Genomic DNA, 26,466 nt, shown 5'->3' on the forward strand with positions numbered 1-26,466 from the left:
TGTATCATGGATTATAAAATGCAGTTTGCGGAAAGTTTATCTAATATTTTCACGAATGAATTAACGCAAAAACAAATTTTAGATTTAATTGAAACACCGAAACAAGATGAATTTGGAGATGCAGCGTTCCCATGCTTTTCATTAGCGAAGCAATATAAAAAAGCACCAGCTCTTATCGCAAAGGAAGTTGCTGAGAAATTCAATGATCCGTTTTTTACGAAAGTAGAAGCCGTTGGTCCTTATGTAAATGTATTTTTCAATCGTGAAACTGTAAGTGATGCAGTATTAAAAACAGTTTTAGCGGAGAAAGAAGAGTTCGGTCAAAACCACTTTGGCTGTGAAAAAACAGTAGTAATTGATTATTCCTCTCCTAATATCGCGAAACCTTTTTCGATGGGGCATTTACGTTCTACAATGATAGGAAATTCGCTGAAACATATCGCTGAAAAATGTGGCTATGAAGTTGTAGGGATTAATTATATAGGAGATTGGGGAACACAGTTTGGAAAGTTAATTACGGCTTATAAAAAATGGGGAAATGAAGCAGTAGTTAAAGAAGATCCAATACGTGAGCTATTTAAGTTATATGTCCAATTCCATGAAGAGGTAAAAGACGACGAAGAACTAGAAGAAGAAGGACGTGCTTGGTTTAAGAAACTAGAAGAAGGTGATGAAGAAGCGGTAGAACTTTGGAATTGGTTTCGTCATGAGTCCCTTAAAGAATTTTCTCGCATTTATGAACTTCTCGGCGTAGAATTTACTAATTTTCAGGGAGAAGCATTTTATAATAATTTAATGGAAGATTTTATTGGGATTTTAGAAGAACATGAGTTGCTTGAACAATCAGAAGGTGCATTAGTCGTTAATTTAGAAGAAGAAGGAATGCCGCCTTGTTTAATTAGAAAATCAGATGGTGCGACGATTTATGCAACGCGTGACTTAACGGCAGCTTTATATCGTCAAAACACTTATGGGTTTGATAAAGCGCTATATGTTGTTGGTCCAGAACAAAGCTTACATTTCAATCAATTTTTCACCGTATTAAAAAAACTTGGCTATACTTGGGTTGATGGTATGGAACACGTACCGTTTGGCTTCATTTTAAAAGATGGTAAGAAAATGTCGACACGTAAAGGAAGAGTTATTTTACTTGAAGAAGTACTCGAAGAAGCAATCGAACTTGCAAAACAAAATATTGAAGAGAAAAATCCAAACTTAAAACAGAAAGAAGAAGTAGCAAAGCAAGTCGGTGTTGGTGCAGTCATCTTCCACGATTTAAAAAATGAGCGTATGCATAATATCGAATTCTCATTAGAAAATATGCTGAAATTTGAAGGAGAAACAGGACCTTACGTACAGTACACACATGCACGTGCTTGTTCTATTTTAAGAAAAGAAAGTGTAGAATTTGAAACATGTACATTTGCTTTAAAAGACGATCATAGCTGGAGTGTCGTAAAATTACTAAATAAATTCCCGCAAATAATTGAAGCAGCTTTCAATAAAAATGAGCCATCGATTATTTCGAAATATATATTAGATGTAGCACAATCATTCAATAAATATTACGGTAATGTTCGTATATTAGAAGAGAGCAAAGAAAAAGACAGCAGACTCGCATTGGTTTATGCTGTGACGGTTGTATTAAAAGAAGGATTACGTTTACTTGGGGTGGAGGCACCTGAGGAAATGTAACATAGTAGTAAACTGACAAACTGGGTCTAGTATAAACCTGGTTTGTTTTTTTATTGGATATATATTTTTTTTGCAAAATCAATTAAAATCTTTTTAGAGAGGGTGATTCATATTGATTCGAACTTTTATTTTACAAATTCCTTGTCATAGAAGATTAGATAGGAGTTTTTTTAAACTACAAAAGTACATACCTTTATGTGCGCGTTGTACAGGCATGCTTATTGGTATTTTAATGTTTCCAATTTATTTTTATATGACACCTTCATTTCTTTTGGCAATCATACTATCATTTTTCGCTCAAATTCCGTTACTTATCGATGGGTTCACCCAAAAGTGGAAATGGAGAAGTAGCTCAAATTTGCTAAGAATAACTACTGGTGTATTAAGCGGTAATGGTATGGGATTATTCATTTCCTCTAGTGTTATATGGATATTATCTTAAGATATATAGTAATGGAGGTATTTACATAGATGTTCTGGATTTACTTAATTCTAATTTTTATTTCAGGCGGAAGTGGAATTGGTTTTATGATTCAAAATAAGTATACAGAAGCAATAATAGCTTTTGTTATTTGTATACTATTGTTTGGGCTACTGTATTATTATCTTAAAAGAAACAAAAGAAAGAGAAAAGCAGATTGTGACGATTTAGACTGTACGGATTGTTTTGATTGTGATTGTACTTGTTAAATTTTTCTTCCAAATAAAAAGCTAGTGTATTATTAAAAATACACTAGCTTTTTTGCTTTGAAATTTTAAGAAAAGTGTAGGAATACGGCTATTATATAGAGAACTTTAGTTTTGTATATAAAAGGAGGCGTTAGATGTTGGAAACGTATAATTGGAACAATAAACTAACATATTTAAAAAACACGAGAGATTTATATTACAACGACGATTATGTAAGCTTTTTAGTAAATACAGTTTGGAAGATTACTAAGCCTGTACATATCGTTGATTACGGTTGTGGATATGGTTATTTAGGATTAGTATTAATGCCATTACTCCCAGAAGGTTCAAAGTATACAGGTATTGATAGTGGAGAAACATTATTAGCTGAAGCCAGAGAGTTGTTTCGTTTACTTCCGTATGATTCAGAATTTCTTGAAGGAGATGCTACAGAAATTGAACTGAACGATAAATACGATATAGCAATCTGTCATGCTTTCTTATTACATATGACTACTCCAGAAACAATGCTAGAAAAAATGATACATTCAGTTAAAAAGGGTGGAAAAATAATCTGTTTTGAACCACATTGGATTTCTAATATGGCTTCTTATTTACTAGATGGGGAGAAACAATCGGAATTTATTCAGCTAGGTGTTTTGCAGAAATTATTTGAAAGTGATACGCAAAGAAATGGTAAAGATGGCAATATAGGCATGAAAATACCGATATATTTAAGTGAATTAGGTGTGAAAAATATTGAATGTAGAGTAAGCGATAAAGTGAACTTTTTAGATTCAAATATGCATCACAATGATAAAAACGATTTGTATCAATCATTAAAAGAAGAGGGGATTGCAGGTGATCCGGGTGATAAGCAACAATTTGTAGAACGTTTAATAGCCAGAGGATTAACATATGATAATGCGCTAGCTCAATATGAAGCTGAACTACGATTTTTTAACATATTTCATGTGTATTCTTCTTTTGTATACGCTCCCAATATGAAAATTACATTTGGTGACATAGTTTGTTAAAAGGTATGATGTATAAGGATTGTCGTTTAATGTCGATAAGTCGATATTCGACATATAATCGCTGATAAATGTTAAGAATCGGTCGATATAATTTGAAAATCGCCGATAAAATGAAAGAATCGCTGATATATTTGAATTATGGCCGATATAATTTTATGTACTAATTTCAGCTTCTACAAGATAAAAACCGCATGTTACGTTATTCCATATAATTAAACAAAATACGGAGAAAAACAATCGTTTTTACTATATTTTGTTATAAATTTGAATAATATTAATTAATACCATCCATTTTAAGAGATTTTAGTTGAATACATACTATATGGTGTGTAAAATCTAAGCAAGTAGCAGTTTAAATATAAATTCGAGGTGAATGCATGCTAGATTTTAAGCAATTAGAAACTTGTTTAAAAGACAAGAGATTTGTAGATGGATTACAGGAAATAAATAATGAAATTGCATATATAAAAGAAACGAATACTTTATCCTATGTGAAGAATTGGCTTGCCAATATTCCTTCGCATAAGGAGTTCGATATATTAATTCGCCTTACTGATGAAGGGCTTATGCACCAATACAGTTCATTCCTCATTCGTTACGCTTATAAAAAATTCCCAAATATGAGAACGCTCTCTTTATATTGTGATGAGTTAATTGATGAGCGGAAAATTCTTGAAGCAGAGCAGTTGTTAAAATCTTCTTTAGAAGAGTTAAGTAAAGAAGAAATAGATGCAGATTTTTTAGCGAAAACATATTTTACGTTAGTACGATGTCTTTTAGAAATGAAACGAAACGAAGAAGCGTTAATGTATATGCAAAAAGCAGAGGAGTACAGTGCGCGCGCAGTGTTTGATAAATGGGGCTACGTTTATATGCATACAGGTGAATGGGAGAAAGCGGAAGAACAATTTATTGCTGGCATGCAGCATGAAGATTGTGAAGAGTTATCTACCTATTTATTATCACAATTGTATGCGAATAAAGGAGAACAAAAACGCGCGATACAGTTAATCGATGATGCGATTGTAAAATTCCCACAAGTACCATATTTTCATTTTGAGAAGATAAAGTATTTATTAGATTTAGAGCAATATGAAGAGATGTTAGCGGTAATAGATAATATAAATACTCAGCTGCCATATCATGCCTATAATACTTACTTTGTACATTTACGTGCAGAAGCGCTGTACAAAATGAATAAATTTGCAGATTTACAAAAACTATTAAAAGAAGAAAAGAGTTTAAAAGAATCTTTATATCATAATTTAGAAAAAAATCTGGATGGAAAAAAGGTTCACTTGCCGATAGTTCCTATTGTACAAAAGGATAATTATTGTGTTCCGACAAGCTTAGAGATGATGTTGCGTATATGGGGAGAGAAACGTACACAAGATGAAATAGCAGAGTTTATTTTTGATATGACAGGATCGAAGTTTTCAGATACTGTTTCTTATTTAGAAGAATTAGGTTATGAATATCGTTATTTTAAAGGGAATGAAGAGAATTATAAGAGACTGATTGACGAAGGAATTCCTGTTTTATTAAGTATAGATATTGAGCATGCTTCACACGTACAAGTTCTATCTGGATATGATGATACATTGCAAGCTTTCTATGTTCAAGATCCAAACTTTATAGAACCAGTTCTTGTGGAATATAGTAAATTACAAGAAAAATATCGTTATACAGGCTGTTTAGCAATCACGTTTGTTCCGAAAGAAAAGAAGGAGCAACTAGCGTTTCTAAGTGAGGAAGAAAATCGTTACTTTAAATCTATTTTTTCTCTTACGGATCATTTAGATGAACATGACAAAGAGGGAATTAGTAACTTAGTACAATTTTTAAAAGAAACGAGTGATAATCCAAATACGTGGTTATATACGATAAAGCACTTAGATGTTGAAGTAGATAAAGAATTTATTTTATATTGTATCGATAAGTTAATGGAAAAGTTTCCGAACTCGGACTTTGTTAAATTGCATGGTGCACAGTGTTTTATTCGTCTTCAGGAAGTAGAGAAAGCGGAGCAAATGCTGACAAGCGTTGAGAAGAAAAATAATCGTGCTTTATATCATTTAATAAACGGAAGATATGCGTTTGAACAGGAAAGTTATCTAGAAGCGATTTCAAGCTTTCGTTTATCGTTACAATTAGACGCAGATCAGCCTATTGCTTGGAGTTTTCTCGCTTTATCCTATATGTATATTGATCAATCTGAAAAAGCATTGCAATACTCTCAAGTTGCGTTAGAGCGTAGTCCTGAAAGGTTCACTTTAACAAATCACGGTTTAATATTAATAGATTTAGAAAGATATGAAGAAGCATATGAAATCTTTAATGACTTGTTAAAAGAGTACAAATATGAAGCGCATGTATGGTATGAACGAGCGAGATGTGCACATCAACTAGGGAAATTATATTTAGCAATAAAAGGGCTTAAAGTAGCAATTCATTTGGATAGTAATGCACCTTACATTTATACGAAACTTTCGGAAATATACGAATCTGATTTGAAGGATGAGGAAAGTGCGAAAGAAATTTTATTAAACGGTATTGAGAATTGTGATGATAAAGCACCTCTTTACGTAAAATTAGGTGATTATCATTTTCAAAATGATAGCTTGGAAGAAGCAGAAGTATTGTATAAGCGTGCTTTAGAAGAAAATGATGAGGATGTTTATTCTCACTTCGGACTTACACAAGTTTATATGGCAAGAGAACAATATAAGGAAGCAAAAGAATATATACTTGGTCTTGAGAAGCAAATTGAAAAGAGCCAAGATTTCCTCATGAATGCAGGAATGGTTTTATGGGATGCTGAAATTGAACTTGGTGGAAATGAAGAAGGGTTTAAAGTAGCACTATCTAAGTTAGAAAAGGGTATAAAGAAAAGTGATTATAATGTAGCAAGTGCGTTAGATGAATATGTGAATCGAATTAAAGGAACGGAATTTGTACAACGAGGTATAGCATTTTTAAGAACGTTACACAAAGAAAGAAATGAAGTAAGTGAGTACGGTTGTTATGCAGGTATTTTATATGAATCTATTGGACAGTACGGCCAAGCGATGAAAAGATATAATAAGGCGATAGAACAAATGGAAACGGCATTACCGTATTACCGAATTGGTGAAACACTTATGGCATTAGGGCAATTGACGGAAGCAAAACAAGCGTATGAAACATGTTTAGAGCTTGATGGGAATTTCGTAGGTGTACATTTACAGCTTGCGGAAATATACGAAAAAGAAGAAAACCGTTCTAAAGAACAAAGTCATATGGTTCAGGCGATGAAAGAAGAGCCGTTGCATATTAATATGGAATATTTAGCACAGCTTTCAGTAGATATGAATCTTCAGGAAGAATTGCTGACTGAACTAGAACAATTAGCGGACGAAGTACCTGAAATATGGCGTTTAGATGCGATTGCATATGTGTACGGAGCGATGAATGAAATAGATAAAGAACAAGCACAGGTTGAATACGCACTACAATTAGATGGTGAGCATATAGAAGTTCTATATCATTATGCAAAAGTATTAGTGAAAAAAAGAAATGTAAAAGCAATTGAAGTTGCAATGAAAGTAATACAAAAAGATTTTGATAATGAACGTATATTTGATGTTTATGTAAAAGCAGTAGAGCAACATAAAAAATTGTCTAACATACGAGATTTTCTTCATACGTTAAAGGTGAAAAAAGCAGAAAGGAGTACAGCATTCATGTATGCTGCAGCTGCGGTTACGGAAATATGGATTGAACGCCAGCTGCATGAACAGCCAAAACGATCTATCATTACGAGAGCTTTTTATCGTATGAAAAATCGTGCGAAAGAAATTTCAATGGTTACTATGATAATTGATTTATATGAAATCTCTTTAAAGTTAAATCCGAAAAATAGTATGGCAGCACAGCGATTTGCGCTATTTTATGAGAATGTAGAGATGGATAAAGAAGCAATAGAGATTCTGCACACGTCACTAGAAAATAAATGGGATTATGACGTAGCGAAGCAACTTGTAAATCTTTTCGTTGAGTGCGAGGAAGAAGATATGTTAAGAGATGCTTTGGAATTAACGAAACAAATGGTTCGAGAACTACCAGATGATTATGATACTCTTCTTCTGCAAGCACAAGTATTCTTTAAAGCAGGGGAAGAAAGAAAAGCAGAAAAGATTATCTTACAATTAACAGAGCAAACACCGTTTGTAAGTAGAGCATTTCTTGCTTTAGGAGAAATATATCAAAGTCAAGAAAGGTTTGAAGAGGCAATTCATGTATTAGAAAATGCTTCTATACATCATCCAAATGAAACAGCAATTCTTCTTTCTTTAGCATCTTCATATCATGGTGCCGGCCAAACGATACAGGCAGAAAAAATAACAAATGAAGTATTAATAATTGACGCGAGTGATTTGTTAGCAAGATATGATCGTGCTTGTTATTTAGCGCAGTTAAATAGAAATGAAGAGGCGAAGGAAGAGCTTGAATTTGTCCTTCGTGAGGATGAATCGGGATTCTTTGCTGAACTTATTGAGGATGATGAAAATTTAGCAGCATTGCGAGAATTTGAAAAGTAATTGTATAAGAATAGGGAAAAAAGATAAGGATATATTTTGAATTAGTTGACAATTAGTTGCTAAATGGCATAAAATAACTTTTAACAAAGTATACAAATCTGAAGACGAGAAAGAGTAAAATAGTGAGCTGTTCTCCAGAGAGCCGGTATATTGCTGAAAGCCGGTGTGCAGACGTTATTTGAAAATCATCTCCGAGGAGCCGAGGCTGAAAGTAAGTAAGCCCGGACGGATGTCTACCGTTACAAAGAACACGTATGATAGTACGTTGCTAAGTGCTATTAGTGAAAATGCTAATAGAATTAGGGTGGTATCGCGGGTAAACCCGTCCCTACTTTATAGGGACGGGTTTTTTGTGTGCTTTAAAATATTCAAAGGAGTGATTGTATATGGAAAAAGTAGATGTAAAAGAATCAGCTGTAGGAAGAGAAATGCGAATTCGCAAACAGTGGAACGAACAAAATATTTTCGAACAATCAATTCAGAATCGAGAAAGCGCACAGTCTTTCGTATTTTATGAAGGACCACCAACGGCGAACGGACTACCGCATGTAGGTCATGCACTTGGACGAACAATTAAAGATTTAGTAGCAAGATATAAAACGATGGCTGGTTATAAAGTGTTAAGAAAAGCGGGATGGGATACACATGGTTTACCTGTAGAATTAGGCGTTGAGAAGCAACTTGGTATTTCTGGTAAACATGAGATCGAAGAATATGGTATTGAACCATTTATTCAAAAGTGTAAAGAGAGTGTTTTCACATATGAGAAGCAGTGGCGTGAATTCACTGAAAGTATTGGTTATTGGGTAGATATGGATGATCCATATGTAACTTTAAAGAATCCATATATCGAAAGTGTATGGCATATTTTGGGGACAATCCATGAAAAAGGATTGTTATATAAAGGACATAGAGTTTCACCATACTGCCCAAGCTGCCAAACCTCATTGAGCTCACATGAGGTTGCACAAGGGTATAAAACAGTAAAAGATTTAAGTGCAACTGTGAAGTTTAAAGTGAAAGATAGTGAAAATGAGTATTTCTTAGGTTGGACCACAACACCTTGGACACTTCCAGCAAACGTTGCGCTTGCTGTCCATCCAAATATGGAATACGTTAAAGCAAAACAAGAAAGTCATGTATACATTGTTGCGAAAGAACGTGTACAAGAAGTATTAAAAGAGAACTATGAAGTATTATCTGTTCATAAAGGCGAAGAATTATTAAACACATCTTATACAGCGCCATTTCCGATGAAAGAAGTTACAAATGGTTACCGCGTTATTGCAGCAGATTTTGTAACGGGAGATAGTGGTACAGGACTTGTTCATATTGCTCCAGCATATGGAGAGGACGATTATAGAGTTGTTCAAAGTGAAGGATTGTCATTCTTGCACGTTGTAGATGAAAAAGGTGAGTATACAGAGGCAGTACCATTTTTGAAAGGGAAATTTGTAAAAGATTGTGACGTGGATATCGTTCGTTATTTAGCGAAGGAAGGTTTACTGTATCATAAAGAAAAATATGAACATAGCTATCCGCATTGCTGGCGTTGTGATTCACCACTACTTTATTATGCAGGAGAAAGTTGGTTAATCCGAACAACTGCAATTAAAGATACATTTTTACAAAATAATGATTCTGTTACTTGGTATCCGGATCATATGAAACATGGGCGCTTTGGTAAGTTTTTAGAAAATATGGTGGACTGGAATATTAGCCGAAATAGATATTGGGGAACGCCATTAAACGTGTGGGAATGTGAAAGTTGTGATCATCAGTTCGCACCGAAAAGCATTGCCGAATTAAGAAAGCATAGTACGAAAGAAACACCGGAAGATTTGGAATTGCATAAGCCGTATGTAGATGAAGTGCAAGTCTGCTGCGAGAAATGCGGAGGAACAATGAATCGTACACCAGAAGTAATTGATGTTTGGTTTGATAGTGGTTCTATGCCATTTGCACAATATCATTACCCATTTGAAAATAAAGAGTTATTTGAAGAGCAGTTTCCAGCGGATGTTATTGCAGAAGGAATTGATCAAACACGCGGCTGGTTTTATAGTTTATTAGCAGTCTCAGCACTATATACAGGAAAAGTACCGTATAAACGAGTGTTATCATTAGGGCATGTCTTAGATGAAGAAGGACAGAAAATGTCTAAAAGTAAAGGGAATGCACTAGACCCAGTTGATTTAGTAGATAAGTTTGGTGCAGATGCGCTAAGATGGGCTTTACTTGTTGATAGTGCCCCGTGGAATGCGAAGCGTTTTTCTGAAAGAACAGTACTGGAAGCGAAATCTAAATTTGTAGATACATTAGTCAATGTGTATAGCTTCTACGTTTTATATGCAAATTTAGATGAATATAATCCGAAAGAAACGTATGATGTAAGGCTTACAAAATTAGACGAATGGGTATTATCAAGATTGCATAGTACAACGAAAAAAGTAAGAACTGCACTTGATGATTATCAATTTACGAATGCAGCTCGTGAAATTGCAGCACTTGTAGATGAAGTGAGTAACTGGTATGTAAGACGCTCACGTAATCGTTTCTGGGAATCTGGTATGAACGCTGAGAAAGCAGCTGCGTATGAGACACTTCATGAAGTGCTTGTAACAATTAGTAAATTAATTGCACCATTTACACCGTTTGTCGCGGAAGACATTCATCTAAATTTAGAAGGAGGCAGCGTTCATTTAGCTGATTATCCAGTTGTAAATGAATCACTACTTCAACCGAAATTAGAAGCGGAAATGGATGCTGTTTTACAAGTTGTTGAACTTGGAAGAAGTAACCGTAATCAGCATTCTTTAAAAGTAAAACAGCCGCTAGCAGAACTTGTATTACTTGAGCATAACGAGAATGATATGGATTGGGAATCTTATCGTGATATCGTTATGGATGAGTTAAATGTAAAAGCATTCCATGTTGAACTCGATGAAACAAAATACACATCATATCAATTGAAGCTTAATTTTAAAACAGCGGGGCCGAAATTCGGTAAAAATGTGAATGCAGTGAATGGTTGGCTAAAACAATTATCACAAGAAGAAGTACAAAACTTTGTATCAACAGGAAGAGCAGTTTACGAAGCAACGCCAGGAGAAGAAGTAGTTGTAACTGCTGAAGATGTGTTAGTTGAGAAAGTTGCAAAATCAGGATTCTCTAATACGACTAACGGACAATATACGGTTATGTTAGATACGAATGTAACGGAAGAATTGTTGCAAGAAGGAGTAGCGCGTGAATTCATTCGTGCGGTTCAAGAATATCGTAAACAGTTGAATTTACCAGTTAATTTACGAGTGGATGTTATTCTTGATACAGAAGTAGAGCTACAGCGAACGTTAACGAACCATAAAGATTTATTGGAAGAAAACTTACTCGTTAAACAATTTACATTTGGTCACTTAACGAACGAAGACGATGAACTTTCTTTAGGTGAAACGAAAGTTCGAATTAAATTAAGCGCGGCTCATTAAAGGAGAAGGAAGTTGGAATGATTCCAACTTCCTTTTTGTATGATGGAAATTTATCCGGCTAATTTCCTCATAATCCATTCGATAGGACCTCTAGAAAATTTCTTTCTCCATAACACACTAATTAAAATGCTGAAAATGAAAAATGCAGTAGCAAATAATAAAACGAATAGTAGTGATTGATTTTCCATTCTATTTAATAGAATTAATGTCCCAATACCGATAAATACATGACTGACATAATGAGTTAATGTTAATTGTCCTGTTTGTACAATGGAAGTGACAAACCAATTATTTCTATATTTTTCAGCGATATAGAGGCAAATGATTAATATAGCAATAGAGGATCCTGTAGCAGATAAAATATATAATACATTTGGTAAGATGGGTCCTGTATTAAATAAAAATGTGGCGGCCTCTCTGCCGATGTATGGAATAAAAAAGTGTGTAAGTCCTTTTGATAAAAGTTCTGTCAATATTGTGATTGTAATACCGAGTAAGAGTAATCTTTTTTTTATTTTTTTATTATGAAGATCTAACCTGCCAATTAACATACCGATTAAGAAGAACGAGAACCAAGGGAAAATAGGGTGATAGCCATTAAAGAATAAGTTGCGAAGAAAACCCTTTATTGTCCAGAAGTCTACATAATTTATAAATGGAGTTGGACCTACCCAACCCTCGAAAGTATTGAAAGTAAGCTGAAGAGATTGTGCGAACAATAAAATAATGATAGAAAGAAAAAGTAATAGTTTTTTGCGTACTGTCATGAGTAATGCAGCAACGAAAAGGTAAACACCATAGTAGTGTAATATATCCCCAGTCCACTCCATTACATATAGTAGTAATCCTAAAATAAATAAGAAAAGTGATCGTTTCCATATGGTCTTTCGGCTATTAGAAATTTTTATTTGTTCATTGCTAGCAACGGCTGACCTAGTCATTAAAGTTATACCGATGCCAGCAAGTATAACAAACAAAGCAGAGGCTCTACCTTCAAATAGTGACATGAAGGTTATTAAAAAAGGGGGACCATTTCCTTCTGCACCTGTTATCACCATGAAATTAACAAGTAGCATACCAAACATCGCCCAAGCTCTAGCAAAATCTAAGCCGATAATGCGTTTTTTTATATTCACTTCAACCCCTTCTTTCAAAAATGTTATTTACAGCTTCAATCCAAATTTGTTTATAATCTATCTTTGCATCAATCATCATAAAATTTCCGATATTATCAAGCACTAATGCTAACATATGAGCTTTTGAAACTAGATTTTTATTTTCAATTAATTGAAGTTCATTTGCTTTTGTAAGGAGTACTTCAAATCCATGTAAATATTCTGTTTGCACAGTTAGTAATCGATCTTTGTACATCTTGTTTCTTGAAGATAGTAATACATATTCTTGTAGCACTCGGTTAAAATAAGGGTCGTTTCGCTGTTCATCAATTATTTTAAGGCCAATTGCAATACATTTTTCAATAAAATTTGATTTTGTAAACTCTTCTGTATGGAAATACGAAGAGAACTGCATAGCTTTACATAATTCAGTAAAAATACATTCAATTAAAGCATCTTTAGACTTAAAGTAGTAATATATAGATGGTTTTGCGATACCAACCTCCTCACCAATCATTGTATAAGTTGTTTTAACAATACCGTACGTAGCAAAAAGGCGATAACTTGCTTCCATTATTGAAGAGAGTGTTTCTTCACTTTTACTCATATAGATCCTCCTAAAAAAAGGTTATTTAAATCGTATCATTTACAAGTGATTTTTTCAACCTACCGTTAGGTAAAAAATAGCCTGTTTTTTTAAACAGTAATATGAAAAGCTTTAGGGATAAGGAATGGATTTAGAAATTTCTTTCTAAAGTATTGTGTTCACTTTACACATAAATATTGAGAAAATTTCACTTACCCTAAATGGAAAGGTAATAGAAGTGTTCATAGAGAATTACTCGTAGATTCAATTTTTATCCATCCGTTTTGCGGGGAATCATTGCCTAGTGGTAATGGGATAAGGTTGAGCTACTTTATTAGGGGGAGTGGTTCTATGTTTAATAAAAAAATGGTGGCAATGGCAATGACTGTGCCGTTAGTAATGGGGACAATTTCTACGGTTTCGGCATTGGAAAAACAACAGCAAGTAAAGTTAGAAGCTTATTCGCCACAGAAAAAAGCAACTGAATATTTAAAAGAAAATGCTGCGCAGTATGGATTGAAAACAGATCTTTCAGACTTGCAATATATTTCTACAACAGAAACGTCAGTAGCTTCATATGTTAGGTTCCAACAAGTTGTTAATGGTGCACCTGTATTTTCAAAACAAATAACAGTTACGCTTAACGGAGAGGGAAAGGGAGTACTCGCTGTTTCTGATTATCAGCCTGTTACAGGTGTGAAGGAAGTAACGACAAAAATTAGTGAAAAAGATGCAATACAAAAATCAATGGCGTATGTTGGAGAAGCAAGTGAGCAAAATTTATGGGCTCCTACAGATAAAGAGTTCGGATATATTGTTGAAGAAGGAATTGCTCGTCCAGTATATAAAGTTGTAGTCCATTCTAATAATCCATTTGGTGCATGGGAAACATTTATTGATGCAGAAAATGGAAAGTTAATTAAAAAGGTTGATATAAACCGAAAAGCTGAAGGGTCAGGAAAAGTATTTTTACCTAACCCAGTCGTATCTAGCGGTAGTAAAGTAGGCTTAAAAGATAATAACGATGCAGATTCAACAGCTCTAACGAACCAACTGAAAACTGTTACGTTAAAAGGTTTAGATGGAACAGGATTTTTAATTGGAGAATATGTAACGATTTCTTCAAAAGCGAAAACAAAATCTACGAATTTACAATTTAACTATACACGCGCAAATGATAGCTTTGAAGATGTTATGTCGTACTATCATATCGACACATTGCAACGTTACATTCAAAGTCTAGGTTTTAAAAATATTAATAACCGTTCGATAAAAGTGAATGTTAATGGTACAACTGATGATAACTCATTCTATTCTCCATCAACAAAAGCTTTGACTTTCGGTACTGGCGGTGTTGATGATGCAGAAGATGCTGGTATTATCGCACATGAATATGGGCATTCGATTCAAGATAACCAAGTTCCTGGCTTTGGTAGTTCAGCAGAAGGTGGAGCGATGGGAGAAGGATTTGGCGACTTCTTAGGTGCTACATATGAAGATGCAGTATCGACTACTGGATATGGTAAAGCATGTGTTGGAGAATGGGATGCGACAGCTTATTCTAGTTCAGATCCAACATGCTTACGCCGATTAGATACGAATAAAGTATATCCGAAAGATATAACGAATGAAGTGCATGATGATGGTGAAATTTGGGCTCAAGGCCAATACGAAATGGCACAAGCTTTTGGCCGTGATGTAGCAACAAAAATCATTTTACAATCACACTGGTCATTAACACCAAACTCTAAATTCAGTGATGGAGCGAAAGCGATTAAGCAAGCGGATGCTCTTTTATATGGCGGACAACATGCTGCTGATATCGATCGCATTTGGGCAGCGAGAGGCATTAGTACGAATTAATATAAAAAGTCGTGGCATTATAAGCCACGACTTTTTAATTTGCTTACGAACTGGTACTAGTAAATAAAGCTATATCAATGATAGTGTGAATATATCCGTATCCCATTTACTTTTTAGCTTCTTTAAAAACAAAATGCTCTTTAAATTTTCTAGATTCAACTTTTTGACCATTTCGCATCGATTGGAATGGGTGTTCTTGCCATGTAATAATAACATCAACTTCATCTGCTTTTGTAGCAACGGGTAAATTAGCGTGTTCAAATCCAGTTTTTCCACTTGCCAAACGACTTTCCTTTAGGGAAAAGAGTTCATATTTCGTTTTCTTATTTGGTTCGTTGCGGAATACTTCGACGTTTACATTATATACTTCACTATTCCCGACATTCTTTACTGAAAAATGATATGTTTGAAATTCATCTTTTTTAGCTTGAAGCATATTCTTGTTTGTTTTTTTCGGTTTATCAATATTCACTTGCCATTGATCAGAGTTTTGAGAGATTGGTAAAGATTTTGGTGAATAGGCATACGTTTCGTTTACTACAATTAAGCAAAACAAAAGGAGAAAGAAACTAATTGCTTTTTGCATATACACACCTCGCTTTAAAATTTTTATTAATATGCGTAAATGAATTAGTTTTTATGTAAAAATTGGAAAATATTAAAGGTGTAATTTTGGATTTAATACATAAGAATATGTATTACAAAATTAACTTTTCACAATTTAGAAGAAGTTAGGAGTTATAAAACCAGAATGTTTCAAAAAAAGCTTGCGTTTTATAAGGTGAGGAGTTAGAATACTCTGTAAATATAAAAAGTGATGATCAGGAAAAGTACATGGTGCAAAGGTCTACAGAGAGCAGCCGATTGCTGGGAAGGTTGCGATACCGCATGATGGAAAGACACCTGTGAGTGTTGCTTTGAACGTGATTATTAGTAAAAGCAAACGGTACCTACCGTTATCAGGGCTAAGATGGTCAATATGACAATTTGGGTGGTACCGCGGAAAAAATCCGTCCCTATTTATAGGGGCGGATTTTTGTATTCTTTGAAAGGGGGTGAGTGACCGTGGATGATGACGATGACAACAATAACGTAAATAAATATAAAATTACTGGAGGGAAAAATAATGGATTCAATAATGAAGCGTTCACTCACAAAAGAATGTACAAAGCAAAGTGGAAAGGTTGTATTACTTCAAGGATGGGTAAAAAAAATTCGGCACCTTGGAAATGTTAGTTTTTTATTATTACGGGACAGAACAGGAGTAATTCAATGTGTATTAGAAAATGAATTGGCCGGATATAAAGTTGATGTAGAAAGTGTTGTCCATGTAATCGGTGAGATAGTCGAGACGTCGAAAACGGAATTGGGTGTTGAAGTACTTGCTCATGAAGTGAAAGTAATAAACGGTGCAGAGCCACTTCCATTTGAAATAAATAAAAAGAAGTTACAAGTTGGCTTAGATCAACTACTTAATGAGCGGGTAATATCATTAAGGCATGAGCGAACTGCAGCGATTTTTAAAGTGAAATCTACACTCGTTCAGAGCTTTAGTGAATTTCTAATAGAGAACGATTTCACACGTATATTTACTCCGAAAATTGTTTCGCAAGGGGCAGAAGGAGGAGCAAATGTTTTTAAGCTTCCATACTTCCAAAAAGAAGCTTATTTAGCACAATCACCACAGTTCTACAAACAAATGATGGTAGCGGGTGGACTAGAACGAGTTTTTGAAATTGCACCTGTATATAGAGCGGAACATCATAACTCTTCCCGTCATTTGAATGAATATATCTCGTTAGACGTAGAACTTGGATTTATTCATGATTTTTATGAAGTGATGCAACTAGAAACGGATGTTTTACGATATATATTTCAACAAGTAGCGAAAAAATGTGAAATAGAACTACAACTATTACAAATAGAAGTACCTGTTATTACTGAAATACCTAAAATTACATTGTTAGAAGCACAAGAAATTTTGAAAAGTAAGTATCGTAAAGAATCTCCTGTAGGGGATTTAGATACAGAAGGTGAAAAGTTACTAGGGAAATATGTAAAGGAAACATATAATAGTGAATTTGTTTTCATTACACATTATCCGAAAGAAGCGAGACCGATGTATACGATGCAAAATAAAGAGAATCCAGCTATTACTGATTCATTCGACTTATTATATAAAGGGTTAGAAATAACGTCAGGGGCACAGCGAATTCATAATTATGAAATGTTACTCGCTTCGTTTAAAGAAAAAGGATTACACCCAGAGAAATTTCAATCTTATTTAAATACATTCCGATACGGTTGTCCCCCGCATGGAGGTTTCGGAATTGGGTTAGAAAGGATTGTATATAAACTATTAGAATTAACAAATGTACGAGAGGCGAGTGCTTTTCCGAGAGATTGTACTCGTCTTATACCGTAAAAAGAATCTTCGCGATTATCGCGAAGATTCTTTTTTATAGTTCGTTTGAAAAGGTGAAAATATAGACTCTTTCTTTTTATAATAAGCTTAGTAAAAGTCAGTTGAAATATGAACCATTTCGACAAAAAAATAATATACCCCTTGACAGTTACAAATATAACAGATATACTTCATATTAATTTCAAAAGAAAATATATTCTAAATATTAAAATGTGTTGAATAGGAGTAGTAAGGTCATGTATTTGTACAGAGAGCTATGGGTTGGTGTGACATAGTCAAATGACATCCTGAACTCGCCTAGGAGCAGTAAGGTGGAACGGAATTACATTCTTAGTAAATCTTAACGGTTAACCTTCGATATTAGGTTTGTAATCAAACGATTACTACTAAGGTGGATTCATAATGGAATCAATAAGGGTGGTACCGCGTTAAGTAAATGGCTTAGCGTCTCTTTATATAGAGATGCTAGGCCATTTTTTTATTATATGGAAGAAGAAATGGAGGGTATATTTGGATAGGTCTATAAAATTTATTTATTTATATAAAAAGATTTAATTAGGAGGAAAATGAGATGAAACAGACGGAGCAATGGACTTCGAAATTAGGTTTTATAATGGCAGCAGCCGGATCAGCAATTGGACTTGGTGCGATATGGAAGTTTCCTTATATCGCTGGGAAGAGTGGGGGAGGAGCGTTCTTTTTAATCTTTATATTATTTACTGTTTTAATTGGACTACCGCTACTTATAGCTGAATTTATGATTGGACGCAGTACGCAGAAACAAGCAGTTGGAGCATTTAAAAGCATCGCACCAAATACAGGATGGCACTGGATCGGACGCCTTGGCGTTGGAACGTGTTTTATACTACTTTCGTTTTATAGTGTTGTAGGTGGATGGGTATTAATTTATTTATTCAGAGGAATAACTGGACAACTGATTACTCCAGGACAAAATTACGGTGCGTTATTTACTGAAACAATTGGGAATCCTGCTTGGGCTATTATGGGACATTTCGCTTTTATGTTCATTACGATATGGGTTGTATCAAAGGGTGTACAAAACGGAATTGAAAAAGCAAGTAAATATATGTTGCCAGCATTGTTCGTTTTATTTGTCGCTCTTATTGTTCGTTCGTTAACACTTGATGATGCAATGAAAGGTGTGAAGTTTTTCTTACAACCAGATTTCTCAAAGATTACTTCGGAAAGTATTTTGTTCGCAATGGGGCAATCATTCTTTGCAATTAGTATCGGGATTTCAATTATGGTTACGTATAGTTCCTATTTAAATAAAAAAGAAAGTTTACCAAAATCAGCAATAACAATTGTTGGATTGAATTTATTTGTTTCTTTATTTGCGGGTCTTGCCATTTTTCCGGCCGTATTTTCATTAGGAATGGAGCCGACAGAAGGACCTGGATTACTATTTATCGTATTACCATCTGTATTTAGTCAAATTCCATTTGGTGGGTTTTTCTTAACAGTATTCCTTGCACTATTTACATTTGCGACATTAACATCGGCATTTTCTCTACTAGAAACTGTTGTTTCAGCATTAGCAAATGGTGAACAAGAAAGAAGAACGAAACTATCATGGATCATTGGTTTCTGTATTTTCTTAGTAGGTATACCATCTGCGTTATCATTTGGAGTATGGAGTGATATTACGATTTTTGGAAAGAATATTTTTGATGCGGTAGACTTTTTATCTAGTAATATATTAATGCCACTTGGAGCACTATTTATTAGTATTTTCGTTTCATTCAAAATGGAGAAGAAGGTACTAGAAGCAGAGTTTTTTGTAGGTGGTAATTATGGAAAGAAAGTATTTACTTGTTGGGCATTTTTACTTCGATTTGTAGCACCACTTGCAATAATTATCGTCTTCTTAAATGTAATAGGGATTATTTAACATTAAATGTTATAATATTCAGTAAAAAAGGGGAGGTGATGATCATAAAGGCAAATTTGATAGAAGCAGGGAGATACATGAATATTAGAGGGAAAAAGCTATACGTTGAAACGCATGGAAATCCTAAAGATAAACCAGTCTTATATTTGCATGGTGGACCAGGAGAGAGTTGCTATGATTTTTCATTTCATCAAGCGGAACGTTTAAAAGATTCTCTATATGTAATTATGATAGATCAAAGGGGTGTTTGTCGCTCAGAAGAAATTACTGAGGATGAAGCTTTTGGATTAAATGATTTAATTGAAGACTGTGAGGAACTAAGAAAAGCATTACAAATTGAAAAGTGGTCTGTAATTGGACATTCTTTCGGTGGCTATTTAGCATTGTTATATGCGTCGATATATCCAAGTTCAATAGAGAAAATAATATTTGAAGGGCCAACTTTCGACTTTGCATTAACAAGTAGAGCTTTATTACAAAAGACAGGGCATTTATTAAAAAAGCATGAAAAAGAAGAAGTAGCAAAAGAGTGCTTTGCTTATTCATCTAGCTATGCTAGTTCAGAAGAGTTGTTAGAAGCCTATATAAGATTAAGCGCTGAATTAGAAGAAAAAAGAATGGAGATTTACAATTATAAGGAAGATGAGACAGACTATAGTTTATATAGCGATGAAGAGTGGGAAGTATTTTCAAATCGCTCTCAAATTCATTTTGATAGATTAAAATTAGAGGGTGCATGTCATAAATCATTATTATATAAAATAAAAGAAGTACAGAATCCAATGTTATTAATTGTAGGAAAACATGATGTAGTAACGTGTGAAGAACAAATTAAAACATTTAATAAAGATGCCCGAAACGGCAAGTATATCGTATTTGAAGAGAGCGGTCATTCACCTCATTATGAGGAAGCAGATAGGTTTGCAGAAACAGTCATACATTTTTTGAAATGAAGAAAAGGGTGCTTCTATAAATGAGAGGCACCCTTTCTATATTTCTGGATATGTGATTGTGATGTTAGGCCACTTACTTTGCCAATTCTTTTTTATAACTCTGTTTTTGTACATATGTAATCGTTCTTTCGATTCAAGAAAATGAGCTGTTGGTCTCACTTGTAAGGAAAGGACATCTTCAATACCACATGGGGCTGTTAATATGACGTTGTTTAGTTCATCAAGTGTAACTCCTAATGCCGTTGCTGTTTCAGGAAATTTAGAAATAGCATCAACAGAAGAAGAATATGGTGGCATATTATTCACTACATGCATACGAGCTTGATTTTTTACAGACCAAGGGATAGTAGCATCAATATTCATTAATTTCGTTTCTAATGATTGTTCGTATATCTCATCTTGATGTAGACTATCATAATAAATTACATCAACATCAGGCATAGCCGTTTTAGCTTCATAGTCATGTAAAGTATCCCAAATTTTAGAACGAACAAATCCGGCACAAATCCACCAATCAGGTAACTCTAGTGATTTTGCCATTTGTAATACATTCATCATCCATTCGTCGTTTTCTATTAAGCGAATGATATCTTGTTCTGTTTGTATAGTCATTTGTTATCTCACCTGCTTTTTTTTAGAGAGTAAATTTAATTCATAAGCTTTATAATCCATGTAATCCAGTAAGCACCTGGTATGAATAACAGTTGAGCAAGTAATGTACCAAAAAGTCTAGAAATCATTAGCCAAGCATACATTTTACTCATTGCTTCAGCACCTTCTTCTGATTGAAGAGCTCGCTCTGTTAAAAGAGCAATACGTGGATCTAGTAGCACTGTTAATAAAATAGTAGCAAAACCATTAATAAGACCAGAAGCTGTAGTGGCTTTTGTTGCGAAAGCTGGAATTAAAAAAGAAGCATATAGTGCGGAAAGAACTCCCGCTGTATAAATTGCAGTAGCGAACATGTTAATAAGCATTATACGCTTTGGAATACCGCCGATACGCAGTCTATGAATCATTTCTAACTTTGGAAAGCGGACATATTTTTTTGTGTACTTTAATTTTTGAATGTTATTCGTTTTCATCATTCGAATGAAAGAACCGTCTGTTTCAAAGTTTTGAATGACATATCCAAATAGTTTTGTCAAAGTTGGATACAGTATAATCGCAAGCAATGTACCGATAGAAGCAGATAATAGTACAAGACGTATAATATGCTCTAAATCAATAGAAGGATCTAGTTTTGCTTCGTCCACAATCCCGCCAAGTAAAAAGGCTTGTAGTAAGTTTGACGTTCTTGAAATGAGTAATACGATTCCTACGACGGATAATGCGACAGCAATCTTCTTTAAACGAACCCCCGCTAATCGAATACTATAAGAGCTTGTTTCAACTGCGTGGATTACAATTGTGAAAGCCATTATAAAAATTAACGTAATTGACATTTGTTTCACCAGTTTCTATTAAAATAATTGTAACTTTTTTACTGTATCATATCTATCGTATTTTGTAACTGAAAGTATGTGACATATGGAAATTGATTTTTCGAAAAAATAGATAATGATAGTATAATAGGGAGAAGTGGAAGAGATGTTAGCAGTTATTTATACAGCAAATTAAGTGGAGGAATGAAACATGTATAAAACATTTCTATTTGATTTAGATGGAACTTTAACGGATCCGAAAGAAGGGATTGTAAACTCGGTTTTATATGCGTTAAAAAAAGTAGGAATTGAAGAAGTACATGTAAGTGAGTTAGATTCATTTATAGGTCCTCCTATTCAGCAATCATTCATAGAGAGATATAATATGAGTGAAGGAGAGCTTGAACGTGCTGTTTTTTATTTCCGTGAGTATTTAAAGCAGCGTGGATTGTTTGAAAATAATGTATATGAGGGGATTCTGAAGCTCTTGCAACAATTAAAAAGTTCAGGGAATCGCATATTTGTAGCAACTTCAAAGCCCACTGTATTTGCGAAACAAGTTATAGAGCATTTTCAATTGACGAATTATTTCGAAGATATCATTGGAAGTAATTTAGATGGTACAAGAATAAAAAAAGATGAAATAATTGCTCATATTTTACAAACAAATGAAGAACTAAATAAAGAAGAAATGATAATGATCGGTGATAGAAAGCACGATATAATAGGTGCGAATCAGAATGGAATTGCTTCAATTGGTGTTTTATATGGCTATGGCTGTGAGAAAGAACTGACTGAAGTTAGTGCGACTTACATAGTGAAAGATGTTGAAGAACTGTATCATTTTTGTGTAGAAAAAAGTTTAATAAAGCAGTAAATATAGATTCTAGCAATCCCTTTATAACGTATGACGATGAATTCGTTTCTGTTTAAAGGGATTTTTCATATGTAATCGAATAATTATAATTAGACATTTTTAGCATAAAAATTTGTATGAATAAGAGGAGGGATGTCAGAATTAAAAGGTTAGTAGAAATTTATCAATAAAATTTAGAATATTCTGTTTAATGGAGGGGTAAAATTGGAGTTAGTTATTATATTATTAGCACTAAGTTTACTTATGTTCGTAGCATACAGAGGTTTTTCTGTTATTTTATTCGCGCCGATATTTGCATTATTTGCAGTATTTTTGACAGAACCTAGTTATGTATTACCTTTCTTTTCTAATATCTTTATGGAGAAAATGGTTGGATTTATAAAATTATATTTTCCTGTGTTTTTATTAGGAGCAATATTTGGGAAAGTAGTGGAAATGTCAGGAATTGCAGATTCTATCGCAAAAACGATTATTGAGTTAGTTGGTGAAAAACGTACTATATTAGCGATTGTATTAATGGGGGCTATTTTAACGTATAGTGGTGTTAGTGTGTATGTAGTAGTGTTTGCTGTTTATCCGTTCGCAGCTAAGTTGTTTCGACAAGCTAATATTCCAAAGCGTTTAATCCCTGGAACGATTGTTCTTGGAGCAGTAACGTTTACAATGGATGCGTTACCTGGATCACCACAAATTCAAAATGTAATACCTACAACATTTTTTAAAACGGATATTTATGCTGCACCGATACTTGGGATTGTAGGAGCAATTTTTGTTCTTACATTAGGTTTACTATATTTAGAGAGTAGACGTAAGAAGGCAAAAGCGGCAGGTGAAGGATACTTTGGTTTTAATGATGGAAATACTGAAATGGCAGCATCTTTGCAAGTAGAAAAAAAAAATATGCCATTAATTAATAACATTGAAATCACAAGAGCACAACAACTTATTGCATTTATACCACTTATTTTAGTAGGTGTAATGAATAAAGTGTTTACTATTATGATACCGAAGTGGTATCCAAGCGGTTTTGATTTTTCTGCAATTGGTATGAAAGCATTTGGAAAAGTAGAATTAAGTGCAGTAGTAGGAATTTGGTCTGTAGAATTGGCACTTATTATAGGGATCTTAACAACGTTATTATTATATTGGAAGCGAGTAGTAACAGGTTTCCAAGCTGGATTGAATACAAGTATTGGTGGAGCGCTACTTGCAACGATGAATACAGGAGCTGAGTTTGGATTCGGTGGTGTCATTGCAGCACTTCCAGGTTTCGCAATTATGAGAGATGGCATCTCTGCTACTTTCACAAATCCGTTAGTGAATGGTGCAGTAACGACGAATATTTTAGCTGGAATTACAGGCTCGGCATCAGGAGGAATGGGAATAGTATTAAGTGCAATGGGAGATAAATTTATTGCAGCGGCCAATCAATTTGATATTCCATTAGAAGTTATGCACCGTATCGTATCAATGGCATCAGGAGGAATGGATACACTACCACATAACGGGGCTATTATTACTATTCTTACAGTAACAGGATTAACACATAAACAGTCATATAAAGATATATTTGCTATTACAATTTTGAAAACGGTTGCTGTATTTTTAGTTATCGCATTCTATACTTTAACAGGACTCTATTAAAAAATTTGAATCGTAAAGATTCATCAAATCGATAATTTATGTTATAAAATATTAATTAGGATAAGAAGGGGTGGGGGACTTGCAAGAGGTTTCTGAGTTTCGTATGCCAAAGTCGGTATTATATGGAAGGAATTCGCTTGAAAAACTGGGAGAACAATCAAAAAAGTTAGGGAAAAGAGCTTTTATAGTTACTGATACAATTATGGAAAAATTAGGATATGTTGAAAAGTGTATGCAACAATTAAATAAGAAAGGTATTACTGTTAGTACATATAATAAAGTGGATGCTGAGCCTACAAATATACACGTATTAGAAGCGTTATCTCTTTGTAAAGAGGAAAAGTGCGATTTTATTATCGGTATTGGTGGTGGAAGTTGTATTGATGCTGCGAAAGCGGTAGCGGTTTTATATACAAATGGTGGAGAAGTTGAGGATTATGTCCAAAAGGATATTAAAATAGAAAACAATCCACTACCACTTATTGCAATTCCAACAACTTCTGGTACTGGATCGGAAGTTACAAGTGTAGCAGTAATTACGAATAAAAAAACAGATGTAAAAATGATGATGAAGTATCCTAGTTTTATACCGAAAGTAGCAATTATAGATCCAGTTTTGACAAGTTCGTTACCCCCACAAATTACGGCAGCAACAGGAATAGATGCGTTATGTCATGCGATTGAAGCGTATATTTCTAAAGTTTCACAACCACTTACAGATGTACTTGCTCTTTCAGCTATTGAAAGTATTATGAAATATTTACGTATAGCATATGAAGATGGACGTAATATGGAGGCAAGAGAAGCGATGATGATTGCTTCCTTACAAGCTGGAATTGCATTTTCTAATGCATCAGTTACATTAGTTCATGGAATGTCAAGGCCAGTGGGAGCATTATTTCATGTACCGCATGGAATATCAAATGCCATACTATTACCTACAGTGTTAGAGTTTACAAAAACAAGTGCAATGAAAAGGTTAGCAAAAATTGGACGTAGTTTAAATAAGGATTTGTATTCGAATTCTGATGAGGAAGTAGCAGACTACACACTTGGTGAAATAAAAAAACTTTGCTTTGATCTTCGTATTCCAAATTTAAAAGAATACGGAATCGATGAAATTGAATTTGAAAATGCTATTTCTAAAATGGCATCAGATGCAATTGAAAGTGGTAGCCCAGCTAATAACCCACGTGTTCCATCATATGATGAAATCAAAGAGTTGTATCGAGAGTGTTTTAATTATAAGTATAAAGAATTTATAAAAACATCAGATTGTTAATTTCAGAATATTCTATAAAAATTTCCTTGGAAATGAAAGTAGAATTATTCTTTATTTTCCGTTAAAACAAGACTTTATATTCCAAACTTAAAGTCTTGTTTTATTATGTATAATATACATAATAAAACATTGTTATTAGTTTTATAAAAATAGTTTAGGTAGGTGTTTATATGAAAACGATAGGTCTTATAGGTGGTATGAGTTGGGAATCAACTTCTGAATATTATCGAATTATTAATGAAGAAATAAAAGAGAGATTAGGAGGGCTACATTCAGCAAAATGTTTGATTAATAGTGTGGATTTTGAAGAGATTGAACGATGTCAGTCTAGCGGAGATTGGGATGGTGCTGGAGAAATTCTAGGGAATGCGGCATATTCATTACAAAAGGGGGGAGCAGACTTTATAATCATTTGTACAAATACAATGCATAAGGTAGTTGGAAAAATAAAGGCGAAAATTGATATTCCAGTCTTACATATTGCTGATGCAACTGCAAAAGAAATTAAAAGAAAAGACATTCAAAAGGTTGGTCTGCTTGGAACTAAATATACAATGGAGCAAGATTTCTATAAGTCACGTATTGAAGAGCATGATATAAAAATAATAGTACCATCAGGAACAAATAGAGAAAAAGTAAACGAAGTAATATATACAGAATTATGTTTAGGAAAAATAGTAGTTCAATCTAGAGAGTATTATAAAAGGGTTATAGAAGAATTAGTACAAGAAGGAGCACAAGGAATTATATTAGGTTGTACGGAAATAGGTTTATTAATAAAGCAAGAAAACGTATCAGTCCCGATATTTGATACGACCCATATACATGCAATTGAAGCAGTCAAGGTAGCTTTAGATAAATAGATTATAATTATATTATGTAAACTTAATTCGTATATCTGGAAAACATTCAGAAA

Annotated in this window: 19 protein-coding genes and 3 other annotated features; of the genes, 14 read left to right on the forward strand and 5 right to left on the reverse strand. The window is 33.9% G+C overall.

Annotation, left to right across the window (positions count from 1 at the left end; translation table 11 throughout):
• Positions 1–6: 6 nt before the first annotated feature.
• The 6 genes from argS to ileS all read left to right on the forward strand — a co-directional run bounded on the left by argS (position 7) and on the right by ileS (position 11,469).
• Complete coding sequence (gene argS, locus ACTFRU_RS21840; protein ID WP_000384910.1) at positions 7–1,695, forward strand: arginine--tRNA ligase; 1,689 nt, start codon at positions 7–9, stop codon at positions 1,693–1,695.
• Positions 1,696–1,807: 112 nt separating this feature from the next.
• Entirely contained in the window at positions 1,808–2,137 is a 330-nt protein-coding gene (locus tag ACTFRU_RS21845) for a DUF2085 domain-containing protein (RefSeq protein WP_000621475.1), read from the forward strand.
• A gap of 29 nt (positions 2,138–2,166) precedes the next feature.
• Entirely contained in the window at positions 2,167–2,385 is a 219-nt protein-coding gene (locus tag ACTFRU_RS21850) for a hypothetical protein (protein WP_000498601.1), read from the forward strand.
• A 137-nt stretch (positions 2,386–2,522) separates the two neighbouring features.
• A complete protein-coding gene (locus tag ACTFRU_RS21855; RefSeq protein WP_142384855.1) occupies positions 2,523–3,401 on the forward strand; it encodes a class I SAM-dependent methyltransferase in 879 nt (292 codons plus the stop codon).
• A gap of 377 nt (positions 3,402–3,778) precedes the next feature.
• A complete protein-coding gene (locus tag ACTFRU_RS21860; RefSeq protein ID WP_440037862.1) occupies positions 3,779–7,981 on the forward strand; it encodes a tetratricopeptide repeat protein in 4,203 nt (1,400 codons plus the stop codon).
• 92 nt (positions 7,982–8,073) lie between these two features.
• Positions 8,074–8,314 (forward strand) — a binding site (T-box leader).
• Positions 8,315–8,367: 53 nt separating this feature from the next.
• Positions 8,368–11,469 (forward strand): isoleucine--tRNA ligase, encoded by a 3,102-nt coding sequence (ileS, locus tag ACTFRU_RS21865; protein WP_006922715.1) that lies wholly within the window; start codon positions 8,368–8,370, stop codon positions 11,467–11,469.
• Positions 11,470–11,519: 50 nt separating this feature from the next.
• Here the strand turns inward: ileS and ACTFRU_RS21870 are convergent, their stop codons facing one another.
• Both ACTFRU_RS21870 and ACTFRU_RS21875 read right to left on the reverse strand, forming a co-directional pair.
• Positions 11,520–12,605, reverse strand: a complete 1,086-nt coding sequence (locus tag ACTFRU_RS21870) for a DUF418 domain-containing protein (RefSeq protein WP_001022158.1) — start codon at positions 12,603–12,605, stop codon at positions 11,520–11,522.
• 1 nt (position 12,606) lies between these two features.
• Positions 12,607–13,191, reverse strand: a complete 585-nt coding sequence (locus tag ACTFRU_RS21875) for a TetR/AcrR family transcriptional regulator (RefSeq protein ID WP_000045224.1) — start codon at positions 13,189–13,191, stop codon at positions 12,607–12,609.
• A gap of 330 nt (positions 13,192–13,521) precedes the next feature.
• Here ACTFRU_RS21875 and ACTFRU_RS21880 point away from each other — a divergent pair, with 330 nt between their 5' ends.
• A complete protein-coding gene (locus tag ACTFRU_RS21880) occupies positions 13,522–15,033 on the forward strand; it encodes a M36 family metallopeptidase (protein ID WP_000482274.1) in 1,512 nt (503 codons plus the stop codon).
• A 106-nt stretch (positions 15,034–15,139) separates the two neighbouring features.
• On the opposite strand, the gene ACTFRU_RS21885 is transcribed toward ACTFRU_RS21880, so the two are convergent.
• Positions 15,140–15,619: a hypothetical protein gene (locus ACTFRU_RS21885; protein ID WP_001167910.1), complete on the reverse strand. Its 480-nt coding sequence runs from the start codon at positions 15,617–15,619 to the stop codon at positions 15,140–15,142.
• Between the two features lie 222 nt (positions 15,620–15,841).
• Positions 15,842–16,054: a binding site (T-box leader), on the forward strand.
• Between the two features lie 105 nt (positions 16,055–16,159).
• On the opposite strand from ACTFRU_RS21885, the gene aspS reads away from it, so the two are divergent.
• The 3 genes from aspS to ACTFRU_RS21900 all read left to right on the forward strand — a co-directional run bounded on the left by aspS (position 16,160) and on the right by ACTFRU_RS21900 (position 20,323).
• The gene (gene aspS / locus ACTFRU_RS21890; RefSeq protein ID WP_000377342.1) at positions 16,160–17,458 is read left to right on the forward strand and encodes an aspartate--tRNA(Asn) ligase; all 1,299 of its coding nucleotides are present in this window, start codon (positions 16,160–16,162) and stop codon (positions 17,456–17,458) included.
• A 206-nt stretch (positions 17,459–17,664) separates the two neighbouring features.
• Positions 17,665–17,913 (forward strand) — a binding site (T-box leader).
• A gap of 116 nt (positions 17,914–18,029) precedes the next feature.
• Entirely contained in the window at positions 18,030–19,370 is a 1,341-nt protein-coding gene (locus ACTFRU_RS21895) for a sodium-dependent transporter (RefSeq protein WP_366981825.1), read from the forward strand.
• 77 nt (positions 19,371–19,447) lie between these two features.
• Positions 19,448–20,323, forward strand: coding sequence for an alpha/beta fold hydrolase (locus ACTFRU_RS21900; RefSeq protein WP_006922720.1), 876 nt, complete (start codon positions 19,448–19,450; stop codon positions 20,321–20,323).
• A gap of 36 nt (positions 20,324–20,359) precedes the next feature.
• Here the strand turns inward: ACTFRU_RS21900 and ACTFRU_RS21905 are convergent, their stop codons facing one another.
• The gene (locus ACTFRU_RS21905) at positions 20,360–20,935 is read right to left on the reverse strand and encodes a nucleotidyltransferase family protein (RefSeq protein ID WP_006922721.1); all 576 of its coding nucleotides are present in this window, start codon (positions 20,933–20,935) and stop codon (positions 20,360–20,362) included.
• A 35-nt stretch (positions 20,936–20,970) separates the two neighbouring features.
• Positions 20,971–21,768, reverse strand: coding sequence for a lipid II flippase Amj family protein (locus ACTFRU_RS21910; protein WP_000028911.1), 798 nt, complete (start codon positions 21,766–21,768; stop codon positions 20,971–20,973).
• A 190-nt stretch (positions 21,769–21,958) separates the two neighbouring features.
• Between ACTFRU_RS21910 and ACTFRU_RS21915 the strand changes: the two genes are divergently transcribed.
• From ACTFRU_RS21915 to ACTFRU_RS21930, 4 genes are all read left to right on the forward strand, one after another.
• Positions 21,959–22,624, forward strand: a complete 666-nt coding sequence (locus ACTFRU_RS21915; RefSeq protein ID WP_440037863.1) for an HAD family hydrolase — start codon at positions 21,959–21,961, stop codon at positions 22,622–22,624.
• 204 nt (positions 22,625–22,828) lie between these two features.
• Complete coding sequence (locus ACTFRU_RS21920; RefSeq protein ID WP_088363739.1) at positions 22,829–24,268, forward strand: GntP family permease; 1,440 nt, start codon at positions 22,829–22,831, stop codon at positions 24,266–24,268.
• Between the two features lie 79 nt (positions 24,269–24,347).
• Positions 24,348–25,550, forward strand: coding sequence for an iron-containing alcohol dehydrogenase (locus ACTFRU_RS21925; protein ID WP_102956373.1), 1,203 nt, complete (start codon positions 24,348–24,350; stop codon positions 25,548–25,550).
• A gap of 170 nt (positions 25,551–25,720) precedes the next feature.
• The gene (locus ACTFRU_RS21930) at positions 25,721–26,413 is read left to right on the forward strand and encodes an aspartate/glutamate racemase family protein (protein WP_000848568.1); all 693 of its coding nucleotides are present in this window, start codon (positions 25,721–25,723) and stop codon (positions 26,411–26,413) included.
• The last annotated feature ends 53 nt before the right edge of the window (positions 26,414–26,466 follow it).

This window comes from Bacillus cereus group sp. MYBK220-1 (assembly GCF_051916445.1).
GTDB classification, from domain to species: Bacteria; Bacillota; Bacilli; order Bacillales; family Bacillaceae_G; genus Bacillus_A; species Bacillus_A cereus.

Bases quoted from the DNA above. Each gene is read 5' to 3' on its own strand.
- ACTFRU_RS21885 (WP_001167910.1), bottom strand. From the start codon at position 15,619: ATGCAAAAAGCAATTAGTTTCTTTCTCCTTTTGTTTTGCTTAATTGTA.
- ACTFRU_RS21850 (WP_000498601.1), top strand. From the start codon at position 2,167: ATGTTCTGGATTTACTTAATTCTAATTTTTATTTCAGGCGGAAGTGGA.
- argS (WP_000384910.1), top strand. From the start codon at position 7: ATGGATTATAAAATGCAGTTTGCGGAAAGTTTATCTAATATTTTCACG.
- ileS (WP_006922715.1), top strand. From the start codon at position 8,368: ATGGAAAAAGTAGATGTAAAAGAATCAGCTGTAGGAAGAGAAATGCGA.
- aspS (WP_000377342.1), top strand. From the start codon at position 16,160: ATGGATTCAATAATGAAGCGTTCACTCACAAAAGAATGTACAAAGCAA.
- ACTFRU_RS21910 (WP_000028911.1), bottom strand. From the start codon at position 21,768: ATGTCAATTACGTTAATTTTTATAATGGCTTTCACAATTGTAATCCAC.
- ACTFRU_RS21860 (WP_440037862.1), top strand. From the start codon at position 3,779: ATGCTAGATTTTAAGCAATTAGAAACTTGTTTAAAAGACAAGAGATTT.
- ACTFRU_RS21915 (WP_440037863.1), top strand. From the start codon at position 21,959: ATGTATAAAACATTTCTATTTGATTTAGATGGAACTTTAACGGATCCG.
- ACTFRU_RS21900 (WP_006922720.1), top strand. From the start codon at position 19,448: ATGAATATTAGAGGGAAAAAGCTATACGTTGAAACGCATGGAAATCCT.
- ACTFRU_RS21895 (WP_366981825.1), top strand. From the start codon at position 18,030: ATGAAACAGACGGAGCAATGGACTTCGAAATTAGGTTTTATAATGGCA.
- ACTFRU_RS21880 (WP_000482274.1), top strand. From the start codon at position 13,522: ATGTTTAATAAAAAAATGGTGGCAATGGCAATGACTGTGCCGTTAGTA.
- ACTFRU_RS21875 (WP_000045224.1), bottom strand. From the start codon at position 13,191: ATGAGTAAAAGTGAAGAAACACTCTCTTCAATAATGGAAGCAAGTTAT.
- ACTFRU_RS21930 (WP_000848568.1), top strand. From the start codon at position 25,721: ATGAAAACGATAGGTCTTATAGGTGGTATGAGTTGGGAATCAACTTCT.
- ACTFRU_RS21905 (WP_006922721.1), bottom strand. From the start codon at position 20,935: ATGACTATACAAACAGAACAAGATATCATTCGCTTAATAGAAAACGAC.